Annotated in this window: 25 protein-coding genes and 1 other RNA gene; all 26 read left to right on the plus strand. The window is 49.0% G+C overall.

Annotated elements, in window-relative coordinates; translation table 11 throughout:
* Positions 1-8: 8 nt before the first annotated feature.
* The gene (locus FP827_02175; GenBank protein ID MBA3051889.1) at positions 9-2,237 is read left to right on the plus strand and encodes a hypothetical protein; all 2,229 of its coding nucleotides are present in this window, start codon (positions 9-11) and stop codon (positions 2,235-2,237) included.
* Entirely contained in the window at positions 2,234-2,584 is a 351-nt protein-coding gene (locus FP827_02180; GenBank protein ID MBA3051890.1) for an HNH endonuclease, read from the plus strand. The genes FP827_02175 and FP827_02180 overlap by 4 nt, the downstream gene beginning before the upstream one ends.
* The gene (locus FP827_02185; GenBank protein MBA3051891.1) at positions 2,581-2,763 is read left to right on the plus strand and encodes a hypothetical protein; all 183 of its coding nucleotides are present in this window, start codon (positions 2,581-2,583) and stop codon (positions 2,761-2,763) included. Before FP827_02180 ends, FP827_02185 begins: the two co-directional genes overlap by 4 nt.
* Positions 2,747-2,989: a hypothetical protein gene (locus FP827_02190; protein ID MBA3051892.1), complete on the plus strand. Its 243-nt coding sequence runs from the start codon at positions 2,747-2,749 to the stop codon at positions 2,987-2,989. The genes FP827_02185 and FP827_02190 overlap by 17 nt, the downstream gene beginning before the upstream one ends.
* Positions 2,990-3,065: 76 nt before the next feature.
* A complete protein-coding gene (locus FP827_02195; GenBank protein MBA3051893.1) occupies positions 3,066-3,449 on the plus strand; it encodes a peptidase M15 in 384 nt (127 codons plus the stop codon).
* Positions 3,450-3,459: 10 nt separating this feature from the next.
* Positions 3,460-3,912 (plus strand): hypothetical protein, encoded by a 453-nt coding sequence (locus tag FP827_02200; GenBank protein MBA3051894.1) that lies wholly within the window; start codon positions 3,460-3,462, stop codon positions 3,910-3,912.
* 2 nt (positions 3,913-3,914) lie between these two features.
* Positions 3,915-4,406, plus strand: a complete 492-nt coding sequence (locus tag FP827_02205) for a hypothetical protein (protein MBA3051895.1) — start codon at positions 3,915-3,917, stop codon at positions 4,404-4,406.
* Between the two features lie 400 nt (positions 4,407-4,806).
* A complete protein-coding gene (locus FP827_02210; protein ID MBA3051896.1) occupies positions 4,807-5,103 on the plus strand; it encodes a hypothetical protein in 297 nt (98 codons plus the stop codon).
* A 544-nt stretch (positions 5,104-5,647) separates the two neighbouring features.
* Positions 5,648-6,718, plus strand: coding sequence for a hypothetical protein (locus tag FP827_02215; protein MBA3051897.1), 1,071 nt, complete (start codon positions 5,648-5,650; stop codon positions 6,716-6,718).
* Position 6,719: 1 nt separating this feature from the next.
* Positions 6,720-6,787: hammerhead ribozyme type II (locus FP827_02220), an RNA gene on the plus strand.
* Between the two features lie 32 nt (positions 6,788-6,819).
* Complete coding sequence (locus FP827_02225; protein MBA3051898.1) at positions 6,820-7,056, plus strand: hypothetical protein; 237 nt, start codon at positions 6,820-6,822, stop codon at positions 7,054-7,056.
* Positions 7,035-7,412, plus strand: coding sequence for a hypothetical protein (locus tag FP827_02230; protein ID MBA3051899.1), 378 nt, complete (start codon positions 7,035-7,037; stop codon positions 7,410-7,412). The genes FP827_02225 and FP827_02230 overlap by 22 nt, the downstream gene beginning before the upstream one ends.
* Positions 7,413-7,428: 16 nt before the next feature.
* Positions 7,429-7,677, plus strand: coding sequence for a hypothetical protein (locus FP827_02235; GenBank protein MBA3051900.1), 249 nt, complete (start codon positions 7,429-7,431; stop codon positions 7,675-7,677).
* Positions 7,664-7,843 (plus strand): hypothetical protein, encoded by a 180-nt coding sequence (locus tag FP827_02240; GenBank protein MBA3051901.1) that lies wholly within the window; start codon positions 7,664-7,666, stop codon positions 7,841-7,843. Before FP827_02235 ends, FP827_02240 begins: the two co-directional genes overlap by 14 nt.
* On the plus strand, positions 7,836-8,177 hold the full coding sequence (locus FP827_02245) for a hypothetical protein (protein ID MBA3051902.1): 342 nt from the start codon (positions 7,836-7,838) through the stop codon (positions 8,175-8,177). The genes FP827_02240 and FP827_02245 overlap by 8 nt, the downstream gene beginning before the upstream one ends.
* Before the next feature lie 136 nt (positions 8,178-8,313).
* Complete coding sequence (locus FP827_02250; protein ID MBA3051903.1) at positions 8,314-8,586, plus strand: hypothetical protein; 273 nt, start codon at positions 8,314-8,316, stop codon at positions 8,584-8,586.
* A gap of 11 nt (positions 8,587-8,597) precedes the next feature.
* On the plus strand, positions 8,598-8,798 hold the full coding sequence (locus FP827_02255) for a hypothetical protein (protein MBA3051904.1): 201 nt from the start codon (positions 8,598-8,600) through the stop codon (positions 8,796-8,798).
* Positions 8,791-9,609: a hypothetical protein gene (locus FP827_02260; protein ID MBA3051905.1), complete on the plus strand. Its 819-nt coding sequence runs from the start codon at positions 8,791-8,793 to the stop codon at positions 9,607-9,609. Before FP827_02255 ends, FP827_02260 begins: the two co-directional genes overlap by 8 nt.
* Positions 9,609-9,950, plus strand: a complete 342-nt coding sequence (locus FP827_02265; GenBank protein MBA3051906.1) for a hypothetical protein — start codon at positions 9,609-9,611, stop codon at positions 9,948-9,950. Before FP827_02260 ends, FP827_02265 begins: the two co-directional genes overlap by 1 nt.
* On the plus strand, positions 9,941-10,162 hold the full coding sequence (locus FP827_02270; GenBank protein MBA3051907.1) for a hypothetical protein: 222 nt from the start codon (positions 9,941-9,943) through the stop codon (positions 10,160-10,162). Before FP827_02265 ends, FP827_02270 begins: the two co-directional genes overlap by 10 nt.
* On the plus strand, positions 10,159-10,512 hold the full coding sequence (locus FP827_02275) for a hypothetical protein (protein ID MBA3051908.1): 354 nt from the start codon (positions 10,159-10,161) through the stop codon (positions 10,510-10,512). The genes FP827_02270 and FP827_02275 overlap by 4 nt, the downstream gene beginning before the upstream one ends.
* Positions 10,513-10,586: 74 nt before the next feature.
* Complete coding sequence (locus FP827_02280; GenBank protein MBA3051909.1) at positions 10,587-10,925, plus strand: hypothetical protein; 339 nt, start codon at positions 10,587-10,589, stop codon at positions 10,923-10,925.
* Between the two features lie 18 nt (positions 10,926-10,943).
* On the plus strand, positions 10,944-11,360 hold the full coding sequence (locus FP827_02285) for a hypothetical protein (GenBank protein MBA3051910.1): 417 nt from the start codon (positions 10,944-10,946) through the stop codon (positions 11,358-11,360).
* Positions 11,357-11,704, plus strand: a complete 348-nt coding sequence (locus tag FP827_02290) for a hypothetical protein (protein ID MBA3051911.1) — start codon at positions 11,357-11,359, stop codon at positions 11,702-11,704. Before FP827_02285 ends, FP827_02290 begins: the two co-directional genes overlap by 4 nt.
* A gap of 32 nt (positions 11,705-11,736) precedes the next feature.
* Positions 11,737-12,492 (plus strand): recombinase RecT, encoded by a 756-nt coding sequence (locus tag FP827_02295; GenBank protein ID MBA3051912.1) that lies wholly within the window; start codon positions 11,737-11,739, stop codon positions 12,490-12,492.
* Positions 12,493-12,580: 88 nt separating this feature from the next.
* On the plus strand, positions 12,581-13,513 hold the full coding sequence (locus FP827_02300; GenBank protein ID MBA3051913.1) for a hypothetical protein: 933 nt from the start codon (positions 12,581-12,583) through the stop codon (positions 13,511-13,513).
* The last annotated feature ends 354 nt before the right edge of the window (positions 13,514-13,867 follow it).

The raw sequence follows: 13,867 nt of genomic DNA on the forward strand, positions 1-13,867 counted from the left end.
AGATATATATGAAAAAAATACTGCTCGGTTTATTTTTATCTGTAGCGATATTATCGGCATGGTCTGACTCATTTTATCAGCCCGTTTACAACGACACTACCACACCGACAACTGTCGATTACCATGTGGCCGGCAGATTCTTCATAGGCCCGTCAACATATACATATGGCGTAGCGATATCATCATGGCAGATACGACTGCAGGACGGCACAATCATAACCTCAACGGCGGCATTCGCAGGAGCGGATAACCTAACATCTGAAATAGCAAGAGCAACCGCAAGAGAGAATGACATAGCAGTATCCACCGGAAATATACAAACGGACTTAGACATCGCAGAGGCGCGGCTTGTTTCCGTGGGAGTGGATACCGGCACGATAAAGGCGGCGCTGAACGCGGAAATTACGGATACCGATACAAACTTCGGGAATGTAGCCATAGATACCACGACATTGGGGACTGACCTTACTACCGAAATATCTGACAGGCAGACAGGTGATAGCGACCTCGGTTATTCTACGGGAGTTATAAGCGGGCAGATAGACAGTTTGCAAACACAAATATCAAATAATGATGACGCGATAGAGGCACTCGGCGTAAGCACAGGCACAATATATGCGGCATTGCAGTCAACAGGTGCGGCTCTCTCCGCGGAGATTACAAGGGCGACCGATAGGGAAAATGATATAGCCGTAGGCACAGGAACAAATAAAACGGCAATAGATTTGAATACATCGGGCGTTGCTGATTTGCGTGTTTCAACGGGCACGAATTATGCGGCGATAAATTCTACGGCGGCGGCATTGACGGCGGAGATAGCAAGGGCGGTTGCGAGAGAAAACAATATAGCGTATTCAACGGGAACAACCTATGCGGCGTTGCAGGCGACATTCACATATTTGAATGAATATAAACTTGGAGTAACAGCGAAAGCCGCGGACAGCGAATTACTTGCCGGCAGGAATTACGACGCTTTTGTTTCTACTATGGGCGATACGATGAGCGGAGATTTAATTATAGAAGGATATGCGAATCCGATGAGCAACAGAAAATCGCTGATGTTAAAAGACAAGTATAGTGGTTTTGGCGGAACAATTACGGTGGACAGTGAGGGATTAAAAGTAATTAGTTCTGGGCAGTTAATACTTTATGGCGAGGATACAGCAGGTTTATATATCACATCTGACGGATGCGTTTTTCTAAAAAATGTGGAATTTGACCCCAATTTAACTCTAAGTATGAACGAAGGAAAAATCACAAACATCTCCACATCCCCCGTAAACAACGGCGACGCCTCAACAAAGGGCTACACGGATTACGCTATAATGAAGGCGACGGACGCAATCGGCGGCGGTTCAGGTGATATGACAAAAGCCGTCTATGATACCGACGCAAATAATGTCGTTGACAATGTTCAAAAGCGATATGTTTATTTCTCAAAAGTGGGAGAACTCTCATCTTTTACCGGAGATAGTTGGGGAAGTGATTTTAGACTTTTGCCGGATACCTACACCCTTACAAAAGCGTATATTATGCAGGGGTCGACAGGAACAACAGATACTATTATACACGTCGGAAATCAGGATAATCTTGAGATAGCGGCGTTCACAATTCCGGTGGGAGCTGATTGCGTAGAATTATCAACGAGCGTGGTTTTTAATAAATGCGATATAATAAATTATCACATAGACGATATAGCAACTCCGACAAACTTAATGGTATGGAACGCCGGATTTGAGGACTCTCAAACAGGCGTAGCGGGTTCATCGTGGACAGAATTAGGAACAGCGGCGAGTATAGGCAGGCAATCAGATTTTGCGCACAAAGGAACTTATTCCTGCCGCTTTGATAATTTAACGACTTCCTATTCTGGCAGGTGGATAGCATATTCCACGGTCACAATAACAGCGACGGAAACCTATACTGTATCGGCTTGGTTCAGGACGAATTACGCCACCACTACTAATATACGATTGTATATTGACCTGTTTGACGCAGGCAATAATCTTGTCGGAACAGTGACAAGCGGAGCGACTAATTTAACAAGCGATAGCACGTGGGGGGGAATTTCAATATCAACGACAGCGGCGAGCAATGTTACGCAGGGAAGATTAAATATAGACGCAAACGAAAGTATAAATAACGATGCCGAAGTATGGATAGACCAATGCCTTGTGGGTATAAATATCCCTGCTATCAGTAATCTTGCTATAACGCTGGAGCTTGAAAAGCAATGAAAAAACTATTTACTCTTTTAGCATTATTTTTTCTTGCCTTATTTTCTATTGCGGCGAGGGCATCTCAATGGAGTAAAGTTAGAAAAGCATACTTAAAAGCTCATCCTGTTTGCGAGGTTTGCGGTAGTAAGAAAAAATTACAGGTTCATCATATAATTCCTTACGCAGAGGATAAGTCGCTGGAGCTTGAGCCGAGCAACCTAATAACGCTTTGCAGTCGGTGTCATTTGATTTTTGGACACTTTGGAAACTACAAAACATATAATCCTTTTGTTCGGGAAGACGCCGAATGGTTTAGAAAAAGAATGAAAAACGCGAAGATTATTGACGGAGATTTAGAAACGTGATTGCCGACGAAATACGGGAACGGTTGGAAAAAATAGAGAAGGCCCTCGAACGCCTCGATATGGGGAATGTTATTTACAAGGAATTGACGGGTCATTATAATCGGCTGAAGGATGATATGAAAAAAGATATCGATGAGATAAAAAAAATACTTGATGGAGGTGATGATGGCGACACTTAAATTGAACGGTTACGCCCCGTGGCTTATGCTGATACTTGTTTTAGCGACAACGGCGGGGGCAATTCTGGTAAAAACCGGGGGCGTAAAAGAACGGATAAACAACAATTCCGCGCGAATATCCGGCAACACGGCTGACATAAAAGAATTGGACAAAATCTTCAATACTACGATAAAGCAAATATCAGAGGACTTGGGAAAGATTAAGCAGGCAGTGGGGGTTAAATGATTTTCAATATCCCGGAATTTTGGTATAGTGTAGCAGGGGCATTGATTGTTGTATACGCAATAAGGAGTTTACTGAAATGACGACAGAACAATGGATGACGATTAAGCATTTCACCTATCGTGAATTTGTATCACCAGATACCGGCGAGGAGAATATGGATTATCGTATGGTTCATTTTCTTGATATTATGAGGCAGATATTAGGCTTTCCGATAGTGATAACCAGCGGGTATAGAACGCCGGAATATAATGCGAAGATTGGCGGAGTGGCGGACAGCGCCCATTTGCGCGGACTGGCGGTTGATATAAAATGCGTGAGCTCATTTACGCGCTGGAAGATAGTAAATTTTGTTATGAATTGGTATAATGGCGTAGAGGTAAGAAGGGCTGGGATTGGCGATACTTTTCTGCATATCGATATAGACAGCAGTTTGCCAAATCCCGTGATGTGGACATATTAAGGAGGATATTATGAAAATTGAAATTGACATGAAGATTGTGAAAGATTTGGTGGCTCACATGAAAGAGCAGCTCGGCACGGCAGAAATGAAAAACAAATTCCTGCAAATCCGTACGGACTGGAAGGCCAATCCCCTGAAAGTCAAAGGATCCATCAAAGACTTCCTCGCGCAAATGCAGATAAAATTCGCTATGGTCGACATCTTCGTCACCACGGTTATGGCCGCCGCCGACAAAGCCTCGGCATTCTTCAAGGGAATAGGGCAAATAGACCCCAAAACAAAGACCGGGGCCGAATGCCTCGAGGCCGGAGCGCTATTCCTGGACAGCGTGGTTAAATTCCCCATGTCCTTCACCGGCCGGCTCCTCGAAATGTTCGACAAGAAAATATTTTACTTCCTGCTCCAACTGTTCTTCTACTTCCACAAAAAGAAGAAAAATGACGGCTATGTGATAGAGATATAACCATGAAAAAGTTTACATATTATCTGGTAGCGATAGCTCTGTTTTCAACACAATGCCACGCATGGTCATGGTTCGGCGCCGAATTCAAGAACGAAATGACCAAGCAGCAGAACAGCACCAACAAGCGCCTATCCGATATTAAGGCCGGAATCAATGATGTTCAGCTTAAGCTCGGAAATATCTCGCTGTCTCTCCAGGCCCAGGCAAACGCCACCGCAAAGGTTCAAGCCGGAATCGACAAGAGCAATACGCAGAGCGCCGGCCGCGATATTATCTCAACAGAGAACAACAGCACAGAACTGATGCTTAAAATCTTTGAGGGCGTCTCGGCCTTGTTTCTCGCAATGTTCGCTTTCATGAAGGCCCGCGTAAATGTGCTCTCGAAACAGAACGAATATCTTACCGAAAGCCGAAAAAAATATCAGGATCGCTTTCTGAAACTGCTTTCCCCGGAATACGAAAAACTCGTAGACAAGGAAAATCCCGAATCGTAGAACGAAAAAAAAGAAAACCCCCGCAACAACCGAAAATCTTTCTCACCCCCCTACCCCCCAGACGCTTTCGCATTCTGTTCTATTATGTGTCAGATTACCGGATTTGTCCAGCCCAACATCAAAATCCAAACATAAATTCCCCGATTTCACTCACAAATCAACAGAAACCCCTCAAATTCGCTGTTTAAGCCACTTTCCCCCATTCAACGAGTAACGAGCCGATACTTTAACCATTATGCGAAATTTAAACCATAAAACCCCCCATAGCTTTTGAAATTAAACCAATGTCAAGACCCCCTCTTTGGCACTGGATGGCATATTATAGGGGTGTACCACGGTTCATCACTCGACCCAGTGCGCCCTATATGGCGAGCCGACACCCCCCTCCCCCCCCTATGCAATGAGCAGAACAACGGCGACCGCGAAAGGACAGCACCAGGATCGCAGCACTACACACAGCACAGCACAGGGCAGGGGCAGGCAATACAGGGTAGAGCCGGTTCGTAATACGCACGAGGTCGAGCACAGAGGCACGAACGACAGCGACGGCAGACACAGACACGCGGGAGAAGGCGAGCACAACAGACAGCAAGCGAAGCAGGGCAGTAGCGATAACGGCGGGGAGAGCGTGAAAATCAAGGCGTCGCAAGGACTTTCAAGCCCAAGTTGTGATAATGTTGATTATGTAAACTTTTAGAGACCGGAGAGCCCACGAAAATGCCGACAGGGCAAGGACTTTCAAGGGCAAATACTACTTAATACCCCTTAATACCCTTTCACGAAGGGTGCACGAACAGGGAAAAGTTTACATAACATATTTTACTTTCCGAAGGACAGAGCCAAAAAAGAGGGCAAATCGTACCCCAACGAACTCCCCGAAGCAGCGGCCGGCGCACCGAAGGGAAAAAGAAAGGCGAGCGAAAGCCGAAAGGCGGGAGCCGGGCGGGAGCCAGCAGTAAACAGCGAGAACAATAGAGATAGAATAAATAAAGAGACAACAACAACAACAAAGAGAAAGAACAGAACAAAGAGAACAGAACAGAACAGAACTAAGAACAGAACAACGCACGCACGCGAAACAAGACGCGCGAAAGACAAGGGGGGCAAGGCTCGGGACAAAGGCTCGAACAAACCCGACTGGACAAGAGGGCAAAAGCAACACATAATACAACAGCAGCGGACGACAGGACGCCGGAAAGAACGAAGCCGAGCGGACAGAAGCGGACGAAAGAGAGGACAAAATGGAAGACAGAAGCGGAACAAAGACAAAAAGCGAAATCAAATGGCTGGAAGAAGCGAAACACAACCGCTACCTAAGCCTGGCGGGAGAAGGGAGACTGCACACGCTGAAGTGGAACGAGGCACGGAAGGAAGGAGACCGCCGGAAGGCGGAAAGCGAGGAAGAAATGATAAACCACGAAACAGACAAAGCGGCGGCGCGCAACACCATCAAAGTCGGCGACACCGTAACCGTAGACCCACAGCTGACCACAGACCCCTACAACCGCAGAGGACAGAGCGGAACGGTAACGCAACTGATGGGCGACAAGGCCACGGTCACCTACGAGAAACCGCACGAGGCCTGCAACGGATACCGCACCAGGGCAGGCTACTACCACACAGACGCCCTGATAAAGCAGGAGCCGGAAGACGAAGGACTGCCGACACCGGAGCAGGACGCGCAAATCGCCAAAGAGCGGAAAGCATACGAAGACACGGAGCGCGAGCCGGAGAGAACCAGAAAAGAACATCTCATCCACCAGTACAACCACGGCGCAATCACGACAGCGGAGCAGAAGGAGCTGGACGCACTGGAAGCGAGGGAAAGAATGGACAAGAATTTCAAAGAGCCGGAGGACACGTTCAACGGCAGGCTGAACAAACACGCAAAACCGAGCGACACACAGACAGAGCGGGTAAAAGCAGCCTACGAAACAGGGCTGGAACACGGCAGGGAAATCGCGGAGGAGGAAGCGGAAGAACAGCGCGACAACGCCACGATAGCCGGATACGAACAGGGCTACGAGGCAGGGCGCAAAAGAAGCGCGATCCGCGGAAACAAAGCGGAAGACGGAGCGGAGCAAGAAGCAGACGGCCTGATAGGAAAGGGAATCACCATCACCGGCCTGGACGAGCTGGGCTGGTGCGAAATCTGGTGGGCAATAGACGCGGCCGTAATCAGCAGACTGGGCACAATGAAGACAGCAACGCACCAGGACGAAGTGGACTGGGCGACAAACGCCGTGAAGCAACTGCAGAACGCCAAAAAGCAGATAGGGAAAATAGCACATCCGATAGGGGCAGAGGACTAAACGCCGAAACCCGGGACAGCAACCGGGTCCGCGGGAAACGGTCAATCCGCGCTGATGAGGCAGACCACAATACCGGCAGCAGGCCGGAAAGAGAGGAAAAGATGAACGCGATCGACGCAAAGACAAAAAAGAAAAGCCGCCCATTCGTGCTGTGGGCAGACTGGAGAGATGCCAGCTCGCTGATGAGAACCCTGTGCCGGCTGACAAACAAGAGACCCCGGTGCTACAGATACATAAACACCGGAGCAGACGACATCGCCGTGATAGTAAGCGACACCCGGCTAACAGAGAAAGAAGCGGACGCCGCATACTCGGCATGGATAAACGGGAAAGGCTAAACGAACCGCCGGACACCGGCAGAGGAGAGGGTAAAATGACACACAAACTAATCATAATCAGCCTGCACGACGCACAAGCGGAATGCACCTGCGGACACTGGCGAATGATAGGAACAGGGGAGCGGAGCAAGAAAGAGATACGAGCGGAATACAGAAAGCACAAAAAAGGAGAAAGCACAATGGAAACAAACAAGACCGAAGTTTTCAAATCAGCAGTAGGCGACAGAAAGGGATGGGCATTTTCAGTAGGCAGGAACTTTGTATCGGCGCTCTACAAGACACAAAAGGAGGCCAAGCAAAAACTGAAAGCCTACTTGGGAACAGGCAAGTTTGACTGGTACGGGACTGCGGAATAAAAAGGAGGAAAGCAAAATGAAGCAATGGAAAATCAACGTGTTCAAGGACTGCATCGTGGAAACGGACGGAGAGAAAACGCGGATAGTATGCGAGCGCCCTAATTACAGAGGGTCGGAGGAAAACTTCGAGAAGGACGGAGCGCTCATCGCGGCCGCGCCGGAACTGCTTGATGCGTGTAAAATGGCAGTAAAAAAACACGGCGAATTTGATTATCTTATGAAGGCAATCGCAAAAACGGAAGGGGGCGAGGATGATTATCATTAAAATTGAAACAGAGAACGCAGCATTTGAAGCGCCGGACAAAGACCACGAGGCCGCGCGGATATTGCGGAAGCTCGCGGACAGGTTAGACCGTCACGATTGGCCTGTATCGCTTTATGATATAAACGGGAACAATGTTGGAACAGTGGAGGAAAAAGAATATGAATAATGAACTCAAATGCACAGACGAAATAGTCAACGGAAGGCAGGCGCTGAAGCGGCATGACGGCCTGGTGGTATTCCCGGACGCTAACGACCCGGAATTGGACGCAATCCGCAAGAGCGCGCCAAAGAAGGCAGTCATACAAGCCGTGGCGATCCGCAGGGCACAACAGATAGCGCATAACTACGCGGAGAAATACGCGCCGGAACTCCTGCCGTATTTCAAGATAACCCCGCTGATAAACAACCGGCGCATGCGGAGATATTTGACAAGCGGAGCGCGATTGAAGCGCGAAAAACTGGACAAACGGGAAAATCTAACACATAATAGGGTGCAATGAAACAAATTGATAGCAGCGGACATCGGAAAGCAACAACCGGCAACGAACAAATTTTAACGTCCGGCTCGACCCAACGGAGGACATCATCACGTCCGCTGCACCCGCGGGCGGCCGGACTAAAAAAGGACAAAATACAATGAAAGAAGAAAAGCCGATACAGGAAAAAATAGTTTACGACATCATGTCCATAATCTGCCCCGCGCGAACAGAGCTGATAAAGATAGCGGCCATGAGGCGCGGCGTATCATGCGCGGACAGACACATGAGGTTTCTGTCAGACCGGGGAATCGTAATAAACGTTAAAAAAGCGAAGAGCGACGACAGCACGGACACATGGGAAGTTGTCGCGCCGTACACGCCCAAGAAGATCGGCCCGAAATATCAGGCGGACTTGGGATTGGTATTATAAGGAGCGCCAAAATGACCAAACCGATAACCCACTGCGGAGAAATAGCAGACGCAATCAAGAAGATATTCCCGGACATCGTAGAATTCCACCAGCTTCGGGAGAGCATACTCATGCGGATAAAGCACAGCGACGGCAAGAAATACACGATAACGATACACCCGGAGCAGAGGATAAGCGCAGCAACCAAAAAGGAAAGAGGGGTAAATGAATAAGCTTTCAACGGAACTCGATAAGCGCTCCCTCGGCATGAGTGGCATAAATATGCTCTTTAAGTGCGGCGAGCAATTCCGTCGCCGTTACATTATGAACGAAATCGTCCCGCCCGGCATAGCCCTCATTATAGGAAGCAGCACCCACAAAAGCATAGAAGTCGACCTCACCGAAAAGAAAGACACAGGCAAGCTGGCACCCGGCGACCTGCTGGCAGAAATAGCGTCCGAGCAGATAAAAGGCGCATGGGATAAGGGCGTGATATTGAACGATGACGAAAAGCTGGCCGGCAAGCGGGCAACACGAAACGACGCCATAAACACAGCCATAGCCATGTCAAACCTTCATCACGAAATCGTGGCCCCAACCATAGAGCCAATAAACTTAGAGGACTATTTCAGCTTCGACATCAGCGGAACGAACTGGAAGCTGGCGGGCACATCCGACATCGAGGAAAAGGTGGCAGGCGGTATCGGACTGCGGGACACGAAGACAGCAGGGAAATCCCCGGGGAAGACAGACGCGGACGACAGCCGGCAGCTCACAATGTATTCGCTCAAAGTATTAAAGCAAACGGGATCCCTGCCGAAGCACATACAGCAGGATTACCTCATCAAAAACAAAACACCGAAATATGTTTCACAGGAAACAGAGCGCACAGCGGGCGACATCAAAACCCTGCTGGTATGCGTGGCGCAGGCGATAAAAGTGATAGAATCAGGGATATTCACGCCATGCAGCACATCAGCATGGTGGTGTGCCCCGGCATATTGCGGATACTTTGGCACGTGTAAATATAGGAGGAGAGGATAATGGTAACAATAAAAACAACGCCGAAAATAGGAAAAGAAATGCTTGCACTTTCAGATAAGTTTAGAAAAAATAGGGCACGGTTGATGAATGCCGAATACACAAGAATAACTAAAGAAGTTTGGGAAGATTGGTCTGTTTCATATAACCATATAGGCAGAAGAATAAGCTCCCTGAAAGGATTACAGCGGGCAGTAGAACAACGCCGAGCCGTGGTCGTTCCGAAGTGGAGCGGATTTAGAAAGCCAAACCCGGCGGCATGGATGATAAACCTAAACGGTGCGATATTGGTGAGATTGTTCGACAGCGGAATGTATATTTACAGGACTATAAAATGGGAATAATTAAAAACTACCTCGCCCGCCGGAAAGCGAAAAAGCTCAAAGCAGAGCAGGTGGCGAAATTTGAGGCAGATTTTATCGCGCACATCATAGCCGAGCGAAAGCTGATACTGTCGAAGCAAAGCGAATTCAGCGCAATGGACAGACAGCTTGTGCTCGACACTTATGATAGGCTGAAGCTGAAGGGTAAAGTAAAGGAGGAAAAAGGGCAATGAAAAAGACAAAAGATGATTTGGTGAGAGAGAAGGAGGCGGACAGGGCAGAAATTGTCCAATTGAAAGAGATGATCCTTACCACAGCCGAAAGGGATTTGAGGTTTCGCAAAGAATTCTCAAAGGTGTTGGACGGCTATATGGAAAGAGTAGAATATGGAATGATGTCCACCCGAATCCCCGAACCGCTCAACTGGGAAGGCATATTTTTCAGGGTTGGTGAACTTCACTCCGACGCAGGCAAGAACAAGCTCATCAAAACCAACAATGCGTTGCGCGAGAAGCTGGCGGAAGCAGAAAGAGAACTGGATGAGATAAACAGGAACAGAACACAGGAGGTAATCAGAAGATGAGCAGAGAAACGACTGACACAAGGGGTTCGAATTATCTCGAACCAGGAATTCACGTAAAGCTGACCATTGACCACGTGGAGAAAGGGCACACGACGGGGAATCATCCGTATTACACTTTCTACTTCGACACACCCACGGGTGGCAAATGGAACAAAAGGTTTATGGTGTGGCTGTGCCCGCCTATCCTTAAGGCGCTCGGGTGCAAGGAGACAAAGCCCGGAGTATTTGACTGGGACACAGACGAAGTGGAAGGAAGGGCAATCGAGGCTGATAGCGTGATTGAAACAGTAAAAGGCAAGGAATACACGACAATCATCAACATCGAGCCCGCGACAGCCGACAGAGAAGCCGGAGATGATGACGAATTCGGCGCGGGCCCAGCTGATCCGCCGGAATTTGACACGCCCGTATAGGGCAAAGGAGAAGAAAAAATGATGTTCGTAACTGAAAGGAAACTGAGGAAAGTAATCGAGGAGACGCTCGGCGTCGAGGGCAGTGGCGAGAAGAAAGTTCTTGGGCTGAAGAAAGAAATCGATGAGAGGGAAAAGCAGATCACATCACTGAAAAAAGACATCGGCGAACTGGAGCTTAAGAAAGGGCTCGAGGAAAAGGAAATCAAGCACCTCGTCAAAATGAGAGAGGAACAGCAGAACATTGAGGCGACGAAGAAGGAACTTGAAATGCAGAGGAAGTATCAGGAAAAAGAAATGGCCATGCAGACAAGGTTTCATAACGACACCATCTCTCTGCTGAAAGAGGGGCACGATAAGTTGCAGGAGGTCTACGGCAAAATCATGGAGAGATTGCCCAACGTCAACATGCACATTAAGAGGAACGAAGAGGTATGAGAGATATATTCCCCGGCGTGCTCGGACAGGCTGGACTCAATGTCTGGAAGAATCCGCTCACAAGAATGATGGAATTGGAAATCCCGGGGAGAAGGGTAGCTGTGTCCGAGACCGACCTGCACCGTTACAGCATGCAGGGAGCATGGGCAGAACAGGCAGTGGCGCTACCACCGTCGTTTGATGGTGCGTACAGTCAAGAGATATTGTCACGAATGATGATGGAGATGACCGGTGTGCCGAGCGATTATGTCGGACGGAGTAAAAGCGTAGAGCCTATAAATACGCTCGAAAAACTGCGGAGAGATTTTGAAAACTGGTGCGGAAATGTATTGAACGAAGAATGAAATCCCCGAAATGGGGAAAGGAGTAAAGTAAAATGGCCGAAGTAAAACAGGAACTGACAAAGAAAGACCAGGCAAGCGCTCTGGTTGACTGGATGAAACCCGCAATGGCGACCGCCCTGCCCCGGCACCTGAACGCCGACCGCATGGTGCGAATCGTGCTCACAGAGATGAGGCGCAACCCCAAACTGGTGACCTGCACAAAGCAGAGCCTGGCCGGATCCGTGATCATGGCCTCACAGCTTGGCCTCGAACCCGGAGTAAACGGGCAGTGCTGGCTCGTGCCCTACGGCAACGAAGCAACATTCATCATCGGGTATCAGGGGCTCATCGAGCTGGCCTACCGCAGCAACATGGTGGAATTCGTAATAGGAGAAGCCGTGTACGAAAATGACGAATTCACTTACTCGCTCGGCACAGAGCAGTTTATCAAGCACGTGCCGGCAGAGGCCGACCGCGGGAAGCTCAAAGCGGCCTACGCCGTAGCCAAAATGAAAGGCGCGAGCATGCCCGTATTCAAAGTGCTGACGAAAGAAGATATCCTCAAAGTAAAGGCATCTTCGCCCGCGGCCAACAGCGCACACAGCCCGTGGAATACGTGGCCGGAAACGATGTGGGTAAAGACAGCCGTCAAAAAGCTGATGAAATTCATCCCGAAATCAGCGGAGATTAACAAGGCGTTGGAAGCGGACGACAGGGTGGACGCGGGAAAACCGCAGCCCTTTAGCGACGTCATCGACCTGCCGGAGGAGAAGGAAGGAAAGGGAATCGAGATAGAGGACGTAAAGTAAATGAGCACGCGTGGCGGCACTGTGATCGGTCGACAAAGTGCATTAGGCAGGGTGCAAATCCCTGCCCGCCACGCATTAAAAGGAAGAAATGAGAAAAACTAAACCCCGCAAACGATATAGCGACTGCGCTCGCTGGCACACCAAAAAGTGGCGCACCATGCCCACGCACCTCAAAGTGCTGTGGCAATACATATGGGAGAACGCCAACTGCGCCGGAATATGGGAGCCCGAGCTCGCCCTCATGGGAATTGAGGCCGGTGGCGTACCCATAAACGAAACAGAAATCAAGAAGGCCTTCGGCGAAGATATCCTCATCCTCCCGCACGGCGAATGGTATATAATAGGATTTATCAAATTCCAATATGGCAAAGAGCTCGAACAGATGAACCCCAAGAGCATGCTCCACGCCGCAGTCCTGGCGGCCGCAAAGGATAAGGGAATAGGCAGGGGCAGGATAATGGGGCTGATGTCAAATCCGATAGCGCCGGAAATCCCCGCGCCGATAGTGGCCCCCTTGCCTGACCCCGGGCCGGCGCCGGAAGCCATAGAACCGGTAAAAGACCCTACTTATAAGGAAAAGCAACCGGAACTCCCAACAATACCCCCGCGCCCAGTCCAAGCGGGCACATATTACGGTACCACAACGAACTTCGAGAGCATATGGGCTAAATACCCCCAGAAGACAGGGAAACGCGGCGCATGGGCGCATTTCAAGGCACAATGCCGAACCGCCGCAGACTGGGAGGCCATAAACATCGCATTGGCGAATTATTTGAAAAGCCCGCGGGTGAGAGACGGGTATATACAGGACGGCGAAACATGGTTCAATAACTGGAAGGACTGGGTGGCCGATCCTAACGCCGCGATAGAGAAGAAAAAACCGGACGATGATTTTGTGCCGATAACATGCACGACATGCAGCCGGAAATTCGCCGTGCCCAAGGATGTGGCAAAGGCGATAGCGGATGAAGAAAAGGACTTTGTGTGTAGGGACTGCCGAAAAAGAGAGCGGCCGGAATGAGGAGAAAACAATGACAGCTATTGAGAGAATCCTGAAGGAACACCTTGACAAAATCAATAATAGCGGAAAAGATAAGACGAACACGCGTGGCGGTAGTTTAAGAGTAGAACGCCTTGAATATCAAGGTAAATGCAACGCTCGTGTTGCCCGCCCGCATCTTAAAAGGAGAATACAATGAATCTAATCTATGACTACATCGCGGAGAACGCATTGGTTGTATTCTATGTCGGATTAGGGCTAATGATATTCGTGGCGATTGCTGTGGATGCGTGGGAAGAATATGGAGGGAGAAGATGAGCGAATATAAACGGCTTGAAAAGTATTTGAATACCGACAAAAAAGGATATAAACCTT

The organism is Candidatus Omnitrophota bacterium (assembly GCA_013791745.1).
Lineage (GTDB): Bacteria > CG03 > CG03 > CG03 > CG03 > CG03.

What these genes read in the sequence shown, in the direction of transcription:
- FP827_02300 (MBA3051913.1), top strand. Translation starts at nt 12,581, where the DNA reads ATGAGAAAAACTAAACCCCGCAAACGATATAGCGACTGCGCTCGCTGG.
- FP827_02260 (MBA3051905.1), top strand. Translation starts at nt 8,791, where the DNA reads ATGAATAAGCTTTCAACGGAACTCGATAAGCGCTCCCTCGGCATGAGT.
- FP827_02195 (MBA3051893.1), top strand. Translation starts at nt 3,066, where the DNA reads ATGACGACAGAACAATGGATGACGATTAAGCATTTCACCTATCGTGAA.
- FP827_02210 (MBA3051896.1), top strand. Translation starts at nt 4,807, where the DNA reads ATGAGCAGAACAACGGCGACCGCGAAAGGACAGCACCAGGATCGCAGC.
- FP827_02200 (MBA3051894.1), top strand. Translation starts at nt 3,460, where the DNA reads ATGAAAATTGAAATTGACATGAAGATTGTGAAAGATTTGGTGGCTCAC.
- FP827_02235 (MBA3051900.1), top strand. Translation starts at nt 7,429, where the DNA reads ATGAAGCAATGGAAAATCAACGTGTTCAAGGACTGCATCGTGGAAACG.
- FP827_02290 (MBA3051911.1), top strand. Translation starts at nt 11,357, where the DNA reads ATGAGAGATATATTCCCCGGCGTGCTCGGACAGGCTGGACTCAATGTC.
- FP827_02245 (MBA3051902.1), top strand. Translation starts at nt 7,836, where the DNA reads ATGAATAATGAACTCAAATGCACAGACGAAATAGTCAACGGAAGGCAG.
- FP827_02215 (MBA3051897.1), top strand. Translation starts at nt 5,648, where the DNA reads ATGGAAGACAGAAGCGGAACAAAGACAAAAAGCGAAATCAAATGGCTG.
- FP827_02205 (MBA3051895.1), top strand. Translation starts at nt 3,915, where the DNA reads ATGAAAAAGTTTACATATTATCTGGTAGCGATAGCTCTGTTTTCAACA.
- FP827_02240 (MBA3051901.1), top strand. Translation starts at nt 7,664, where the DNA reads ATGATTATCATTAAAATTGAAACAGAGAACGCAGCATTTGAAGCGCCG.
- FP827_02230 (MBA3051899.1), top strand. Translation starts at nt 7,035, where the DNA reads ATGGATAAACGGGAAAGGCTAAACGAACCGCCGGACACCGGCAGAGGA.
- FP827_02255 (MBA3051904.1), top strand. Translation starts at nt 8,598, where the DNA reads ATGACCAAACCGATAACCCACTGCGGAGAAATAGCAGACGCAATCAAG.
- FP827_02265 (MBA3051906.1), top strand. Translation starts at nt 9,609, where the DNA reads ATGGTAACAATAAAAACAACGCCGAAAATAGGAAAAGAAATGCTTGCA.
- FP827_02295 (MBA3051912.1), top strand. Translation starts at nt 11,737, where the DNA reads ATGGCCGAAGTAAAACAGGAACTGACAAAGAAAGACCAGGCAAGCGCT.
- FP827_02250 (MBA3051903.1), top strand. Translation starts at nt 8,314, where the DNA reads ATGAAAGAAGAAAAGCCGATACAGGAAAAAATAGTTTACGACATCATG.
- FP827_02225 (MBA3051898.1), top strand. Translation starts at nt 6,820, where the DNA reads ATGAACGCGATCGACGCAAAGACAAAAAAGAAAAGCCGCCCATTCGTG.
- FP827_02285 (MBA3051910.1), top strand. Translation starts at nt 10,944, where the DNA reads ATGATGTTCGTAACTGAAAGGAAACTGAGGAAAGTAATCGAGGAGACG.
- FP827_02175 (MBA3051889.1), top strand. Translation starts at nt 9, where the DNA reads ATGAAAAAAATACTGCTCGGTTTATTTTTATCTGTAGCGATATTATCG.
- FP827_02180 (MBA3051890.1), top strand. Translation starts at nt 2,234, where the DNA reads ATGAAAAAACTATTTACTCTTTTAGCATTATTTTTTCTTGCCTTATTT.
- FP827_02275 (MBA3051908.1), top strand. Translation starts at nt 10,159, where the DNA reads ATGAAAAAGACAAAAGATGATTTGGTGAGAGAGAAGGAGGCGGACAGG.
- FP827_02190 (MBA3051892.1), top strand. Translation starts at nt 2,747, where the DNA reads ATGATGGCGACACTTAAATTGAACGGTTACGCCCCGTGGCTTATGCTG.
- FP827_02270 (MBA3051907.1), top strand. Translation starts at nt 9,941, where the DNA reads ATGGGAATAATTAAAAACTACCTCGCCCGCCGGAAAGCGAAAAAGCTC.